This window comes from Pseudomonas sp. S3E12 (assembly GCF_001702295.1).
GTDB lineage: Bacteria > Pseudomonadota > Gammaproteobacteria > Pseudomonadales > Pseudomonadaceae > Aquipseudomonas > Aquipseudomonas marginalis.
Genome location: NZ_MBDT01000035.1, coordinates 170,982 through 185,655 on the forward strand (window position 1 = coordinate 170,982; position 14,674 = coordinate 185,655).

9 protein-coding genes are annotated in these 14,674 nt (G+C 63.5%); 1 reads left to right on the forward strand and 8 read right to left on the reverse strand.

Going from position 1 to position 14,674, the window contains the following annotated elements; all coding sequences use genetic code 11:
* Window positions 1-55: 55 nt before the first annotated feature.
* The 8 genes from BB029_RS29980 to BB029_RS30015 all read right to left on the reverse strand — a co-directional run bounded on the left by BB029_RS29980 (window position 56) and on the right by BB029_RS30015 (window position 9,258).
* Complete coding sequence (locus BB029_RS29980) at window positions 56-1,696, reverse strand: BatD family protein (RefSeq protein ID WP_065942025.1); 1,641 nt, start codon at window positions 1,694-1,696, stop codon at window positions 56-58.
* Window positions 1,693-3,432: a tetratricopeptide repeat protein gene (locus tag BB029_RS29985; RefSeq protein ID WP_065942026.1), complete on the reverse strand. Its 1,740-nt coding sequence runs from the start codon at window positions 3,430-3,432 to the stop codon at window positions 1,693-1,695. The genes BB029_RS29980 and BB029_RS29985 overlap by 4 nt, the downstream gene beginning before the upstream one ends.
* Window positions 3,429-4,517, reverse strand: coding sequence for a VWA domain-containing protein (locus tag BB029_RS29990; protein ID WP_065942027.1), 1,089 nt, complete (start codon window positions 4,515-4,517; stop codon window positions 3,429-3,431). The genes BB029_RS29985 and BB029_RS29990 overlap by 4 nt, the downstream gene beginning before the upstream one ends.
* On the reverse strand, window positions 4,510-5,004 hold the full coding sequence (locus BB029_RS29995; RefSeq protein ID WP_065927988.1) for a DUF4381 domain-containing protein: 495 nt from the start codon (window positions 5,002-5,004) through the stop codon (window positions 4,510-4,512). Before BB029_RS29995 ends, BB029_RS29990 begins: the two co-directional genes overlap by 8 nt.
* Entirely contained in the window at window positions 5,001-5,933 is a 933-nt protein-coding gene (locus BB029_RS30000) for a DUF58 domain-containing protein (RefSeq protein ID WP_027608569.1), read from the reverse strand. Before BB029_RS30000 ends, BB029_RS29995 begins: the two co-directional genes overlap by 4 nt.
* Before the next feature lie 5 nt (window positions 5,934-5,938).
* Window positions 5,939-6,898, reverse strand: coding sequence for a MoxR family ATPase (locus BB029_RS30005; RefSeq protein ID WP_003174327.1), 960 nt, complete (start codon window positions 6,896-6,898; stop codon window positions 5,939-5,941).
* Between the two features lie 191 nt (window positions 6,899-7,089).
* A complete protein-coding gene (locus BB029_RS30010) occupies window positions 7,090-8,790 on the reverse strand; it encodes a S8 family serine peptidase (RefSeq protein ID WP_083236518.1) in 1,701 nt (566 codons plus the stop codon).
* Window positions 8,791-8,904: 114 nt separating this feature from the next.
* Window positions 8,905-9,258, reverse strand: coding sequence for a hypothetical protein (locus BB029_RS30015; RefSeq protein ID WP_065942029.1), 354 nt, complete (start codon window positions 9,256-9,258; stop codon window positions 8,905-8,907).
* Window positions 9,259-9,749: 491 nt separating this feature from the next.
* On the opposite strand from BB029_RS30015, the gene BB029_RS30020 reads away from it, so the two are divergent.
* The gene (locus tag BB029_RS30020) at window positions 9,750-14,618 is read left to right on the forward strand and encodes an NAD-glutamate dehydrogenase (protein ID WP_065942030.1); all 4,869 of its coding nucleotides are present in this window, start codon (window positions 9,750-9,752) and stop codon (window positions 14,616-14,618) included.
* Window positions 14,619-14,674 lie beyond the last annotated feature (56 nt).

The window sequence follows — 14,674 nt, forward strand, 5'->3', positions numbered from 1 at the left end:
GCCTTCGTGGGCAAGCCCGCTCCCACGGGGTTGCGTGGCGTGGGCTGAATCCAGGTTATTTGGGGTATAGCGGCGGCAGGCTAGTGGTATCGGTTGCCGGGTCCTGCTCACGCTCAGCCATCGGGATGGCCTTGATCGCGCGCCACAGGTCTTCGCCCAGCCAGTACTGGCCGCTCTCGCTGTACAGCGCGCCATTGAGCCCATCCAATGCATCCGACAACGGCACAAACCGTGCCGCCATATCCGCCAGGGTTTCCGGCTGTTGCCGCGCCCAGGCATCCAGCGCCTGGCGGGTGGCCTGGGGGTCGTTGGCCTGGGTGGCGCGCTTGAGGTCGTCGAGCAAGGTGCGTGGGCTCGGGCCGGTTTGCGCTGCACGCAGTACCGCCGGTTGCCAGCGGGCACGCCACCACAGGCCGAAGCCCAGCAGGGTGGTGCAGGCCAGGAGCAGTGTGCTGAGTTGCCACAGCCACAGGCGGCTGTCGTCCGGTGCGGTGATGATGGTCGGCGTGGCAGGTGTGTCCACCGTCAGACTGGGGTTGTTGGCCACTTGCAGGTTACGGGCTGGCAGGCTGGTGCGCTCCAGGTGGTCCTCGTGGGTGTTCCACCACACCACCTCGACGGCAGGCAGTTCCAGGGCGCCGACACGGTTGGGCACCAGGGCCTCGCGGTCTTCGCGACTGCCGATCAGGCCACGGTCACTGGTCTGGTTGCCGAGCACCGGCTGGTCCGGGTAGCGGCGCAGGCCATTGATGTCGGTGCTGGGCAGGGCCGGCAGTTGGGCGCTGGACAGGCCCTCGGCCTTGACGGTCAGGCTGCGGGTCAGAGAGTCGCCGACTTGTACATGTTCCGGCTCCGGGTTCCAGCTCTCGGTGAGCGTGAGGCTGCGAGCCGGCAGCCAGGGGGCATCGACGGGGTACAGCGCGGGCTTGGGTTTGACCGCCAGTGGCAGCGCCGCCGAACTCACATGGATCAGCTTGCCGGGCTTGGTGCCCTGCAGTGTGTTTTCCTGGGGCGGACGCGACTCCACCAGCGTGGCGCTGAATGTCTGCGAGGGAATCTCCAGGGTGCCGCTGTGCTGCGGGTAGATCGCGTAGCGGGTTTCGATCACGCCATGGCGAATGCTGTTGATGACCTTTTCATAGGTACGCGACTCGCCCAACTGTTCGACACGGGCATCGGGGATCTGCAACGGCGTCAAGCTGCTGTCGTCGTACAGCGACACCGAGTGATACACGCGCACGGTCAACAGTGCCTGGGCCTGGACATAGACGCTGGTCTGGTCGAGGTTGGCTTCGACAAACACCGGGGCCAGTTCGGCGTTGGTGTCCTGGCTGGTGGTTTCCAGCACTTGCAGGCTGATCGGCTGGGTTGTGTACTCGCCCACTTGCAGCGGCGGAATCACCACCGTGCCGTTCTGCTTGGGCAGCAGGGTAATGATCCAGCGGGTGGTCGCATGGTTATCGCCGCCCAGCGTGGTGAGTTGGTTGAGCTGGCGCGTGCCGCTGACTTCGAACTGCGCATCCAGGGGCGACAGGTCGGGCTTGCCGAACTGGGTGACATCGCTGGACTCCACCGTCAGTTCCACCGTTTCCCCGGAATTGAGGCGGTTGCGGTCGACGCTGGCGACCAGGCTGGCCGCCTGGGCGTGACCTGCCGACAACGCGAGCAGAAGCAGAAGGGTGGTGCGGCGGCTCATCGAGTCTTGTCCTGATGCTGTTGCTGTTCGTACCAGAATTTGCGTCGCAGCAGTTCGCCGGGATTGTCCGGGATCTCCTGCAGCCATTGTTCCAGGGCCTGGCGGTGTTCACCGTCGAGGTTGGCGTCGGCAGCAAGCAGCGGCGGGGTGGTGGTGTGCTCATCGCCCAACTCGCTGCCCGGCACGTCGTTGCCACCGGCTGGCGGCGGGGTGCCGGCCTGGGTATCGCCGCTGCCGGCTTCGCCCTGGCCCTGGGACGACTGCTCGCCACCTGTGGCATTTTGCCCAGTGGCGCCCGGTTGCGCAGTTTGGCCGGGTTGGGTGGTTTCGTCATCCTCGTTTTTTGCCGGCGTTTGCGGCTCGGGTTCTGCCTGTTCCTGGATCAGGGCTTCTACCAGGGCCTTGTTTTTCAGTGCCGGTTGCAGGTCGGGTTGGGCTTCCAGGGCTTGTTCGTAGGCGTCGACGGCCGCTTCGAGTTCACCGGACCTGGCCAGGGCGTTGCCGCGATTGTAGTGGGAATAGGCGTCATTGCCCTCGGCAAACCGCTTGATGGCCTCGGCATAATTGCCGGCCGCGTACAGGGCGACGCCTTGCCACTGCGGGTCCTGGAAGTGCTCGGCGGCCTCGGCGGGGCGTTTCTGCTTGAGCAGGTATTGGCCTTGCTGGTCCGGACGCAGCCACAGATCCTGGAATTCAAAGGCATAGCTGGGTTGCGGCGTGCCCAACAGCAGCAGCGGTAGAAAGAACAACCAGCCACGGCGCCCGGCGCAGGCGGCCAGCAGTAACAGCGGCAGCAGCAGCCAGTAACCCTGGTCGGCCCAGGTGTCGAGGTGCAGTAACTGGCCATCGTTGCGCAGGGCTTGGGGCGGGTCCAGCACGCCGAGCTGGCGCAGGTCTTTATCGTCCAGGCGTGCGGCCCGGTAGCGGCCGCCCATTTCGCTGGCGAAGGCCTTGAGCGTCGGGCTGTCGAGGCGCGGTACCAGGATCGCGCCTTGTTCGTCCTTGAGGAATTCGCCGCTTTCCTGGGTCACCGGCGTGCCTTCACGGCTGCCGATGCCCAGGATCGACAGGCTCGGCGCCTGGTTGCCCTGCAGCAGCAGGCGAATGCCCTGGCGTTCCTGTTTGGACAGCGAAGAGCCGACGAGCAGCAGGCGACCCTGGCCCAGGCCGCCATGCTTGAGCAGGTCCAGGGCTTTCTCCACGGCCAGGTCGGCACGGTGGCCGGACTCCGGCATGATCGAGGGACGCAGGGCCTCGAGCAGGTTGCGGCTGGTGGCCAGGTCGTCCGACAGCGGCACCAGGGTGTGCGCGCTGCCGGCATAGACGACGATGGCGGTTTGCGCATCGCTGCGCGCCTGCAACAAGTCGTAGAGTTTGCGCCGTGCCTGTTCGAGGCGGTTGGGCGGGCTGTCGGTGGCGAGCATTTCCGGGGTCAGTTCGAGCAGTACCACCAACGGGTCGGAGGGTTTCTGGCTGGTTTGTTCAACCCGTTGCCAGCTGGGACCCAGCAACGCCAGCACGGCCAACAGCCAGGCGAGGCCCAGCAACACCCACGGCGATTTGCTTTCGCGCCCGTTGCCACCGCTGAGCAGCACGGCGTGAAAGGCCGGCGGCAGGATCATCTGCCAGCGCCCGGCGCGCTTTTGCCGGTGCCACAGTTGCCACAGCAACCAGCCAAGCAGCGGCAGCAGCAACAGCCACCAGGGTCGGAACCAATGTGGCCACAGGGCGATCATCGACGCCTCCGCAGACGCAGGCGTTTAAGGCGCTGGCGCCATTCCGGATGCTGTTGCAGGAAGATCCCTTTGCTCGACAGTTTGTTGAACCCGCGTTGCAGGGCGTTGTTCGGCCAGCGTTCCTGGATCACCAGCAACATGCTCAGGATCAGCGCCAGGGCCAGCGGTCCGCTGTACAGCGCTAGCGCCGGGCGCGCCTGGGTCGGTTGTTGTTCGACAGGCTCGAGTTTGTCCAGTGTCTGCTTGATCGCTTCCAGCTCTTGGCCATCGCGGGCACGGAAGTATTGGCCGCCGGTGGCCTCGGCAATCGCCCTGAGTGCCGGCTCGTCGAGGTCCAGGCTCGGGTTGACGCCAAGGATGCCCAGGGAACCGGTTTGCTCGGGGTCGGCGCCGATGCCGATGGGGTAGATCTTCACCCCTTCTTCGGCCGCCAGGCGCGCGGCGGTCAGTGGGTTGATCTGCCCGGCGTTGTTGGCGCCATCGGTGACCAGGATCAGCACGCGGCTTTGCGCAGGCCGCTGGCGCAGGCGTTTCAGCGCCAGGCCTATGGCATCGCCAATGGCGGTGTTCTTGCCGGCGATGCCGATGCGCGCCTCATCCAGCCAGGTGCGCACGGTGCGGCGGTCAAAGGTCAGCGGCGCCTGGAGGTAGGCCTGGCTGCCGAACAGGATCAGGCCCACACGGTCGCCTTCGCGGCCTTCAAGGAAGTCGCCGAGCAGGTGCTTGACCAGGTTCAGGCGGCTGACGTCTTCGTCCTGCCAGTGCATGTCGGGGAAGTCCATGGAGCCGGACACGTCCACCGCCACCAGCAAATCGCGGCCGCTGGCGGCAATCGGCAGTGGTTCGCCCAGCCATTCCGGGCGCGCAGCGGCGCTCAGTAGCAGCAGCCACAGCACCACGAAGGGCGCCTGTTGGCGCCAGCCCGGCAGGTTCACCCGCGCGCGGCGGCGGGCCAGGCTTTCGAGATCGCCGAGGTAGCTGACTTTAAGGGCGGGCTCGCCGCTGTCGGCCGCCGGCAGGATGAACCGCATCACCCAGGGCAAGGGCAACAGGACGAAGATCCATGGCCAGGCGAACTCAAACATGTTTGCGAATCCAGGTGTCGACCGCTTGGGTCAGGCCGGCGATGGCCTTGTCGTCGAGTTTGCATTCGGGTTTGTAGGCACCCTCCACCAGCACCATCCAGCGCGTGAGGCCGGCGGCCGGGCAACGGTTGTCGAGGAATGCCAGCCATTTGCGGCCGTTGAGGGTATGGCTCTGGCTATAGGGATAGTCGTTGCGGCACAGGCGCTTGAGCAGGCCATTGAGCTGTTGCAGCCAGGCACCGGCGGGCGCGCCATCGTAGGGTTTGGGCATCAGCGCCAATTCCGCCAGGGCGGCGATGCGCAGTGGGTCCAGCGGTTGTTCGGCGCGGGCCAGGGGGCGTCGAGTCGGCAAGAAGCGGCGCAGCGACCACAACCCCCAACCCAGCAGCGGGATGACCAGCAGCAACAGCCACCAGCCCGGCGCGGGCGGCCAGAAGCCGATGGGCGGCGGGGCGATCAGCGGTTGCAGTTGGTCGAGGCTGCTCATTGCTTTTTAACCGGGCGTTGCGGGTTGAGGTATTCGCGCAGTTGTTCGACCATTTCGCTCTGGGTGCTCAGGGGCATCAACAGGATTCGCAGTTTCTGCGCGAGCAGTTCCCAGCGGGCGATGCGCGCTTCGGCCTGGGCCTTGTAGGCCTGGCGCAAATCGAAATTCAGGGTATCCAGTTCCAATTGCGCCCCACGCTGCGCAAAACGCAGCAGCCCGGCGGCAGGGAGCGCGTGGTCCAGCGGGTCGGAAATCGGCAACAGCAGCAAGTCGCAATGGCGTGACAGCAGGCTCAATTGCTGCTCGGCGCCCTCGGTGAGGGCACGTTCGTCGCAGATCACGATTACCAGGCTACCGGGGCGCAGCACTTCGCGGCCACGGCGCAGGGCCATGCCCAGGGCGTCGGCCTCCGGGCGGCTTTCGGTGTCCAGGCTCTGGTTGACGCGCACCAGGCGGTTGAGCAATTGCAGCAGGCTTTGCTTGCTGCGGCGCGGCTTGATTTCGTAGTGCTCGTTGTCGCCGAACACCAGTCCGCCGACGCGGTCGTTATGCCCCAACGCGGCCCAGCCGATCAGGCTGGCGGCTTGAGCGGCGAGCACTGACTTGAACATCTGCCCCGAGCCGAAAAACAGCCGGCAGCTTTGCTCCACCATGATGAAAATCGGCCGTTCGCGTTCTTCGTGGAACAGCTTGGTGTGCGGCTCCTGGGTGCGCGCGGTGACGCGCCAGTCGATGGTGCGCACGTCGTCGCCGGCCTGGTACACGCGCACCTGGTCGAAGTCCACACCGCGCCCGCGCAGCTTGGAGTGGTGCAGGCCGATCAGCGGGCTGCGCTGGCTTGGCGTGGAAAACAGCTGCACTTCGCGCACGCGGTGGCGCATCTCGATCAGCTCGCTGAGCGTGACGCGCACCCCATCGCTTGCGTTCATCGACTTCAAGCGACGGCAACGACGTCGAGAATGCGTTGCACCACACGGTCCTGGTCAATCCCGGCCGCTTCGGCTTCGAACGACAGGATGATGCGATGGCGCAGCACGTCGAACAGCACCGCCTGGATGTCTTCCGGGCTGACAAAGTCGCGACCGGCCAGCCACGCATGGGCGCGTGCGCAGCGATCCAGGGCGATGGAGCCACGGGGGCTGGCGCCGTAGGCGATCCACTCGGCCATCTCGGGATCGAACTTGGCCGGGGTGCGGGTGGCCATGACCAGTTGCACCAGGTATTCCTCCACCGCATCGGCCATGTACAGGCCGAGGATTTCCTTGCGCGCGGCAAAGATCGCCTGCTGGCTGACGCGGCGCTCGGGCTTGGTTTCGCCGTTGAGGGCTTCGCCACGGGCCTGTTGCAGGATGCGCCGTTCGACGGCCGCGTCGGGGAAGCCGATCTTGACGTGCATCAGGAAACGGTCGAGCTGTGCCTCCGGCAGCGGGTAGGTGCCTTCCTGCTCGATGGGGTTTTGCGTGGCCATCACCAGAAACAACGGGGACAGGTCGTAGGTACTGCGCCCGACGCTGACCTGGCGCTCGGCCATGGCCTCCAGCAGCGCAGATTGCACCTTGGCCGGGGCGCGGTTGATCTCGTCCGCCAGCACCAGGTTGTGGAAGATCGGCCCTTGCTGGAACACAAAGCTGCCGGTTTCCGGGCGATAGATCTCGGTGCCGGTGATGTCGGCGGGCAACAGGTCGGGGGTGAACTGGATACGATGGAACTGCGCTTCGATGCCTTCGGCCAGCTCTTTGATCGCCTTGGTCTTGGCCAGGCCCGGCGCGCCTTCCACCAGCATATGGCCGTCGGCGAGCAGGGCGATCAGCAGGCGATCGATGAGTTTTTCCTGGCCGAGAATCTGCGTAGAAAGAAAGGTTCGCAGCGCGAGCAGCGCTTCACGATGTTCCATCGATGACGGTTCCTGGAAAGAAGAGCCCGGGTGCTGTACAGCGCACCTGAAGCGGGGGTCCATACTTTAATGCATTGGCCGGGTGGCGACTAAGGGGTTTTTACGCAGGCTATGCAGATTGCAGCGGGGGTTGCCCCCGCCGCCGCCCGGCAACGGGGGGATGAAGGCGAAGGCACGCCCCCCGGGTTGAATCATCGCTGGCCGTCGGCAGTTGATGGGGAACCCGAGGCTTCAGCGGGGGTGATAGTGATGGGCTCGGTCAACTCGAGGGTATGAGTGCCATCGGACACTTTCACTGTAATGGAGGCAGGGGTGTCTTCGGTCACATTCGGCGCAAGGAAATACAACGAAGCGGTGCTCGCCGCCGGTGGGATAAAATCTGGTGCCTCCCAGCGATACATCAGCGGTTTTTGGGCGGGGGACTCGGCATACACGCGAGCGCTGAAGGTTTGGCCCGAGGTGGCGTATTCGGGGAGGGCAAGGCGCCCCGTCGGTGGGCGATCATTGCCATCACCGAGCATTTTTTTGATCGCGGCATCCAGATCCGGTTGCACGCCTATTTCAGTGTGGTTGCCGTTGATTTGCGGATACCCCGTAGAGACCAGGAGTGCGCGCAATGCCTTGGGTGGGAGATTGCCCAGGCCATTGGCCCGAGCGACGCCTTGCAACGACGCGACGACGCCCGCGATGATGGGGTTGGCTGACGAGGTGCCACTGAACGTATGGGTATAGCCTTTGGTGGGGTTGGCACGGCTCCAGGTGGTGGTGGTGACATTGCCTCCCCAGCTGAACAGGTCGACGCGGCTGCCATACTCGGAAAAGGTTGCCCTCAAACCCGTCCCCGGGTCGACGGCACCTGCATAAATGGAACCTGAATCGAAAAGGTTGCGATCGTAGCGACCGTCGAAATAAGGGTGGTCCAGGTTGATATTGCCATTGGCCGCTGCCAGCACTACGTGCACGCCTTTTTCTTCCGTCAGATACGCAATGGTGTCGCGCACCAGGTCGTCGTCTTCAAGTGGCATATAGCAATCTTTGGTGCACACATCGGCTGGGAAATCATTGTCACCGTACAGGTAGTGCACGCCTAATTGCATGACATCCCCGGCTTGCAGGCGCTGGGCCATTTCCCCGAGTCGCACGGCCCCCCACTGTAAGTAGCCAAGTTGTGCATGCGGCACGATGCCGGTGGTGCCAAAGCTGTTTTCCCTGGATGCAATAATGCCGGCACTGGCGGTGTCGTGGGCGCCGACGCGCGCCGGTTGGGTCGGCGAGTGCAGTTGTGTGTAGGGCGGTGGCAGGTCTACATGCTCGAAGGACCAGTGGTCAATTTCGGCGGAAATAACCCGCATTTCCTGACCATCGCCACCTTCGGTTCCCCGCGCCTCGATGGCGTTCACCCCGCCGATCATGTAGGGCGCGACCGCGCCTCGCCCCTGTAGGTAGTTCTGGCGGTCAGTGTAATCGGGAACATCGTCGGCGGCCCGTGCTTTGATGGGAGTACCGTTATCACCCCGCATATCGCCGATCATGGGTTCGAACTCTGCGGTTTCCACGCCAGGGATCTGCCTGACTCGAAGGCGTAGTGCTTGCGCCTGCTGGCGCGTAAGGTGGCGCGTGTCGATGACGAAGTAGCGGTCCAGTCGATGCCGTTGCAAGGCTTGCAGGCTTTCAGTTGTCTGCGAGTTGGAGGGTGGCACCGCGGGAATCAGGTTGGGCGCCAGTTTCTGGAGTTCGCTTAGGCCTGCGCTGGGGGGCCTGAGATTATCTGGAGACGCTTTGATCCTGACGATCAAGTCTGTAAAGCCGGGCGCTGCTGCGCTCGCGGAAAAAGGTAACGGTGTTATCGCCAGAAACAGCAACGCACCAAGGCCGCAGTTGATTGATCTCATTCGAATACCCTGTCAATGAAGTGTTTGTCCATTGAGCTAAGGCTCAGAACCCAGACCCGGAAACTGTTAGAAATAACAGTCTCGACGAGTGGTCAGGGGCTCAGGCTGTCGGTGTCAGGTGCGAATGAAAGTGCCGGTGCCCTTGAGAATGTTCTGCAGGGTTTGTTCCACTTCTGCCATCTCCGCTGCGGCGGTGGCGTGGGTTATCTCCAATTGGTCCTTGCCGCCCAGTGCATCGGCATCGCCCGCCGCCAGCTCTATCCGCAATGTCGTGTCGCTGAGGGTGACTTTCAGCCCATCCAGGGTCGACGGCTCGTAGTCCCAGGTCAGTTCCACTTCGTCTTCGTCGGGGTAGCGGGTGAGCATGAACATCTCGCCGTTCCTGCCGTGGCAGCAGAGCATGGCCATGTTGTCTTCTTCGTCGTCGCACGGGGTGGCCATCAGGGCGTCGGTTTTCAGTTGCAGCATGGGGAATCCTGTCTGAGGTAGGGCGTTGCGTAGGCAATTGTGCCATTGCGGCGAATTTTGTGCTGCTTCCTGTGTCAGACCCAGCGCATGACCTGACGGGCAATACCGGTCATTTTCGGTACTCGGGGGTGGGAAAATAGCCGGTTTTTTGCCCGGAAATTCCGGGTTGCCCAAGTCGCAACCCCAAGCCTGCGTACCGATGACCGAATATGTCGCAGCACCGCAAGCACCCGGCTTCCCACACTCGTTAAGCTGCGCAACGGATGTGCACGTGCCAGGCGCCTGACCTGCCCGTCGTACCGTCACCCGGCAAGGTGCGCATCTTATGGAAGTTGTATGTGACCTCATTGTCTTGTCCAGCTTCACCCACCTGTCACTCTGATTCGTTTATGGTGCTTAACTCGTTACCTGCGAACAGAGCTGACGGTCTCCCCACCAGGGGATAACACGCGACGCTTCCATCAATAACAAGCCCAAGCGGAGTACCACAGATGGCGTTCTTCACCGCAGCCAGCAAGGCCGACTTCCAGCATCAACTGCAAGCGGCACTGGCGCAGCACATCAGTGAACAGGCACTGCCACAAGTGGCGCTGTTCGCTGAACAATTCTTCGGCATCATTTCCCTGGACGAACTGACCCAGCGTCGCCTTTCCGACCTGGCCGGTTGCACCCTGTCTGCCTGGCGCCTGCTTGAGCGCTTTGATCACACCCAACCGCAAGTGCGGGTCTACAACCCCGATTACGAACGTCATGGCTGGCAATCGACCCACACCGCGGTCGAAGTGCTGCACCATGACCTGCCATTCCTGGTGGACTCGGTACGCACCGAGCTGAACCGCCGTGGCTACAGCATCCACACCCTGCAGACCACCGTGCTCAGCGTGCGCCGTGGCAGCAAGGGCGAGTTGCTGGAAATCCTGCCCAAGGGCACCCAGGGCGAAGGCATCGAGCAAGAATCGCTGATGTACCTGGAAATCGACCGCTGCGCCAACGCCGCCGAACTCAACGTGCTGAGCAAAGAGCTTGAGCAGGTGCTGGGCGAAGTGCGCGTGGCCGTGGCCGATTTCGAACCGATGAAGGCCAAGGTCCAGGAGCTGCTCGACGGTATCGACGCCAGCCCGTTTGGCATCGACGGCGAAGAAAAAGCCGAGATCAAGAACTTCCTGGAATGGCTGGTGGGCAACCACTTCACCTTCCTCGGCTATGAAGAGTTCGTGGTACGTGACGAGGCGGACGGCGGTCATATCGAATATGACGCCGGCTCGTTCCTCGGTCTGACCAAACTGCTGCGCGCCGGCCTGACCGCCGACGACCTGCGCATCGAAGACTACGCCGTGTCGTACCTGCGCGAGCCGACCGTGCTGTCGTTCGCCAAGGCCGCGCACCCAAGCCGCGTTCACCGCCCGGCTTATCCGGACTACGTGTCGATCCGCCAGATCGATGCCGACGGCAAGGTGATCAAGGAATGCCGCTTCATGGGCCTCTACACCTCGTCGGTGTACGGCGAAAGCGTGCGCGTCATCCCGTATATCCGCCGCAAGGTCGCGGAAATCGAACGCCGCTCGGGCTTCCAGGCCAAGGCGCACCTGGGCAAGGAGCTTGCCCAGGTGGTTGAAGTACTGCCCCGTGACGACCTGTTCCAGACCCCGGTCGACGAGCTGTTCAGCACCGTGATGTCGATCGTGCAGATCCAGGAACGCAACAAGATCCGCGTGTTCCTGCGCAAAGACCCGTACGGCCGTTTCTGCTACTGCCTGGCCTACGTGCCGCGCGACATCTATTCCACCGAAGTGCGCCAGAAGATCCAGCAAGTGCTGATGGATCGCCTGAAAGCCTCGGACTGCGAATTCTGGACCTTCTTCTCCGAATCCGTGCTGGCGCGCGTGCAGCTGATTCTGCGGGTCGACCCGAAGAACCGCCTGGACATCGACCCGCTGCAACTGGAAAAAGAGGTGGTGCAGGCCTGCCGCAGCTGGCAGGACGACTACTCCAGCCTCGTTGTGGAAAGCTTCGGCGAAGCCCACGGCACCAACGTGCTGGCGGACTTCCCGAAAGGCTTCCCGGCCGGCTACCGCGAGCGTTTCGCTGCGCATTCGGCCGTGGTCGACATGCAGCACCTGCTCAGTCTCACCGAAGCCAACCCGCTGGTGATGAGCTTCTATCAGCCCCTGGGCCAGGTCTCCGGCCAGCGCGAGCTGCATTGCAAGCTTTACCACGCGGATACCCCGCTGGCGCTGTCCGACGTATTGCCGATCCTGGAAAACCTCGGCCTGCGCGTGCTGGGTGAGTTCCCGTACCGCCTGCGTCATGCCAACGGCCGCGAATTCTGGATCCATGATTTCGCGTTCATCGCCGCCGAAGGCGTGAACCTGGATATCCAGCAGCTCAACGACACCCTGCAGGACGCGTTCGTGCATATCGTGCATGGCGACGCCGAGAACGATGCGTTCAACCGCCTGGTACTCACCGCCGGCCTGCCATGGCGCGACGTCGCGCTGCTGCGTGCCTACGCCCGTTACCTGAAGCAGATCCGCCTGGGCTTCGACCTTGGCTACATCGCCAGCACCCTGAACAACCACACCGACATCGCCCGCGAGTTGACCCGGTTGTTCAAGACCCGCTTCTACCTGGCGCGCAAGCTCACCGCCGATGACCTGGAAGACAAGCAGCAGCGCCTGGAACAAGCGATCCTCACGGCCCTGGACGACGTCCAGGTGCTTAACGAAGACCGCATCCTGCGGCGCTACCTGGACCTGATCAAGGCCACCCTGCGCACCAACTTCTACCAGACCGACGCCAACGGCCAGAACAAGTCGTACTTCAGCTTCAAGTTCGACCCGCGCGCGATCCCCGAGCTGCCCAAGCCGGTGCCGAAGTTTGAAATCTTCGTCTACTCGCCCCGCGTCGAAGGCGTGCACCTGCGCTTTGGCAACGTGGCCCGTGGCGGCCTGCGCTGGTCCGACCGTGAAGAGGACTTCCGCACCGAAGTGCTCGGCCTGGTCAAAGCCCAGCAAGTGAAGAACTCGGTGATCGTGCCGGTGGGCGCCAAGGGCGGCTTCCTGCCGCGTCGCCTGCCACTGGGCGGCAGTCGTGACGAGATCGCGGCCGAGGGCATCGCCTGCTACCGCATCTTCATCTCCGGCCTGTTGGACATCACCGACAACCTCAAGGACGGCGCCCTGGTGCCGCCGGCCAACGTCGTGCGTCATGACGACGATGACCCGTACCTGGTGGTGGCAGCGGACAAGGGCACCGCGACCTTCTCCGACATCGCCAACGGCATCGCCATCGACTACGGCTTCTGGCTGGGCGACGCGTTCGCCTCCGGTGGTTCCGCCGGTTACGACCACAAGAAAATGGGCATCACCGCCAAGGGCGCGTGGGTCGGTGTGCAGCGTCACTTCCGTGAGCGCGGCATCAACGTGCAGGAAGACAGCATCACCGTGGTGGGCGTCGGCGATATGGCCGGCGACGTGTTCGGTAACGGCCTGTTGATGTCCGACAAGCTGCAACTGGTCGCGGCCTTCAACCACCTGCATATCTTCATCGACCCGAACCCGAACCCGGCCACCAGCTTCGTCGAGCGCCAGCGCATGTTCGAGCTGCCGCGTTCGGCCTGGACCGACTACGACACCAGCATCATGTCCGAAGGCGGCGGTATCTTCTCGCGCAGCGCGAAGAGCATTGCCATCTCGCCACAGATGAAGGAACGCTTCGACATTTCGGCCGACAAGCTGACCCCGACCGAACTGCTGAACGCCTTGCTCAAGGCGCCGGTGGACCTGTTGTGGAACGGTGGTATCGGTACCTATGTCAAGGCCAGCACTGAAAGCCATGCCGATGTAGGCGACAAGGCCAACGACGCGCTGCGCGTCAATGGCAACGAGCTGCGCTGCAAGGTGGTCGGCGAGGGCGGTAACCTCGGCATGACCCAGCTGGGCCGTGTGGAATTCGGCCTCAATGGCGGCGGTTCCAACACCGACTTCATCGACAATGCCGGTGGCGTGGACTGCTCCGACCACGAAGTGAACATCAAGATCCTGCTCAATGAAGTGGTGCAGGCCGGCGACATGACCGACAAGCAACGCAACCAGTTGCTGGCGAGCATGACCGACGAAGTCGGCAGCCTGGTGTTGGGCAACAACTACAAGCAGACCCAGGCCCTGTCCCTGGCCGCGCGCCGTGCCTACGAGCGTGCCGCCGAGTACAAGCGCCTGATGAGCGACCTGGAAGGCCGTGGCAAGCTGGACCGCGCCATCGAGTACCTGCCGACCGAGGAGCAGCTCACCGAGCGCGCTTCCACCGGCAAGGGCCTGACCCGTCCGGAGCTATCGGTGCTGATCTCCTATAGCAAGATCGACCTCAAGGAAGCGCTGCTCAAGTCGCTGGTACCGGATGACGACTACCTGACCCGCGACATGGAGACCGCGTTCCCACCGAGCCTGGTGGCCAAGTTCGGCGAAGCCATGCGTCGCCATCGTCTGAAGCGCGAGATCGTCAGCACCCAGATCGCCAACGACCTGGTCAACCACATGGGCATCACCTTTGTGCAGCGACTCAAGGAGTCGACCGGCATGAGCCCGGCGAACGTGGCCGGCGCCTATGTGATCGTGCGCGACATCTTCCACCTCCCGCACTGGTTCCGCCAGATCGAAGCCCTGGACCACCAGGTCTCCGCTGACGTGCAATTGCAGTTGATGGATGAGCTGATGCGCCTGGGCCGTCGTGCCACGCGCTGGTTCCTGCGCAGCCGTCGCAACGAGCAGGACGCCGGCCGTGACACCGCGCACTTCGGTCCGCACCTGGCCGCGCTGGGCCTCAAGCTCGACGAACTGCTGGAAGGTCCGACCCGCGAAGGCTGGCAGACCCGCTACCAGGCCTACACCGAAGCTGGCGTGCCGGAGTTGCTGGCGCGCATGGTTGCAGGCACGACCCACCTGTACACCTTGCTGCCGATCATCGAAGCCGCTGATGTGACTGGGCATGACGCCGCCGAAGTGGCCAAGGCTTACTTCGCCGTCGGCAGCGCCCTGGACCTGCCGTGGTACCTGCAGCAGATCAGCGATCTGCCCGTGGCCAACAACTGGCAGGCCCAGGCCCGCGAAGCGTTCCGCGACGATGTGGATTGGCAGCAGCGGGCGATCACCATTTCCGTCCTGCAAATGGCCGACGCGCCACAGGACATGGAAGCCCGCGTGGCCCTGTGGCTTGAGCAGCACAAGGACATGGCTGATCGTTGGGTCGCAATGATGGTGGAAATCCGTGCTGCGGTCGGCACGGACTACGCTATGTACGCGGTGGCAAACCGTGAACTGTTGGACCTGGCGTTGAGTGGTCAATCGGTGCTGCAACCGGCTTGATGCCTGGGTAAAACCAATGTGGGGGGGCTTGCTCCCTCCCACATTTGGATCTTCAT

What these genes read in the sequence shown, in the direction of transcription:
- BB029_RS30000 (WP_027608569.1), bottom strand. Translation starts at nt 5,933, where the DNA reads ATGAACGCAAGCGATGGGGTGCGCGTCACGCTCAGCGAGCTGATCGAG.
- BB029_RS29995 (WP_065927988.1), bottom strand. Translation starts at nt 5,004, where the DNA reads ATGAGCAGCCTCGACCAACTGCAACCGCTGATCGCCCCGCCGCCCATC.
- BB029_RS30010 (WP_083236518.1), bottom strand. Translation starts at nt 8,790, where the DNA reads ATGAGATCAATCAACTGCGGCCTTGGTGCGTTGCTGTTTCTGGCGATA.
- BB029_RS29985 (WP_065942026.1), bottom strand. Translation starts at nt 3,432, where the DNA reads ATGATCGCCCTGTGGCCACATTGGTTCCGACCCTGGTGGCTGTTGCTG.
- BB029_RS30020 (WP_065942030.1), top strand. Translation starts at nt 9,750, where the DNA reads ATGGCGTTCTTCACCGCAGCCAGCAAGGCCGACTTCCAGCATCAACTG.
- BB029_RS29990 (WP_065942027.1), bottom strand. Translation starts at nt 4,517, where the DNA reads ATGTTTGAGTTCGCCTGGCCATGGATCTTCGTCCTGTTGCCCTTGCCC.
- BB029_RS30005 (WP_003174327.1), bottom strand. Translation starts at nt 6,898, where the DNA reads ATGGAACATCGTGAAGCGCTGCTCGCGCTGCGAACCTTTCTTTCTACG.
- BB029_RS29980 (WP_065942025.1), bottom strand. Translation starts at nt 1,696, where the DNA reads ATGAGCCGCCGCACCACCCTTCTGCTTCTGCTCGCGTTGTCGGCAGGT.
- BB029_RS30015 (WP_065942029.1), bottom strand. Translation starts at nt 9,258, where the DNA reads ATGCTGCAACTGAAAACCGACGCCCTGATGGCCACCCCGTGCGACGAC.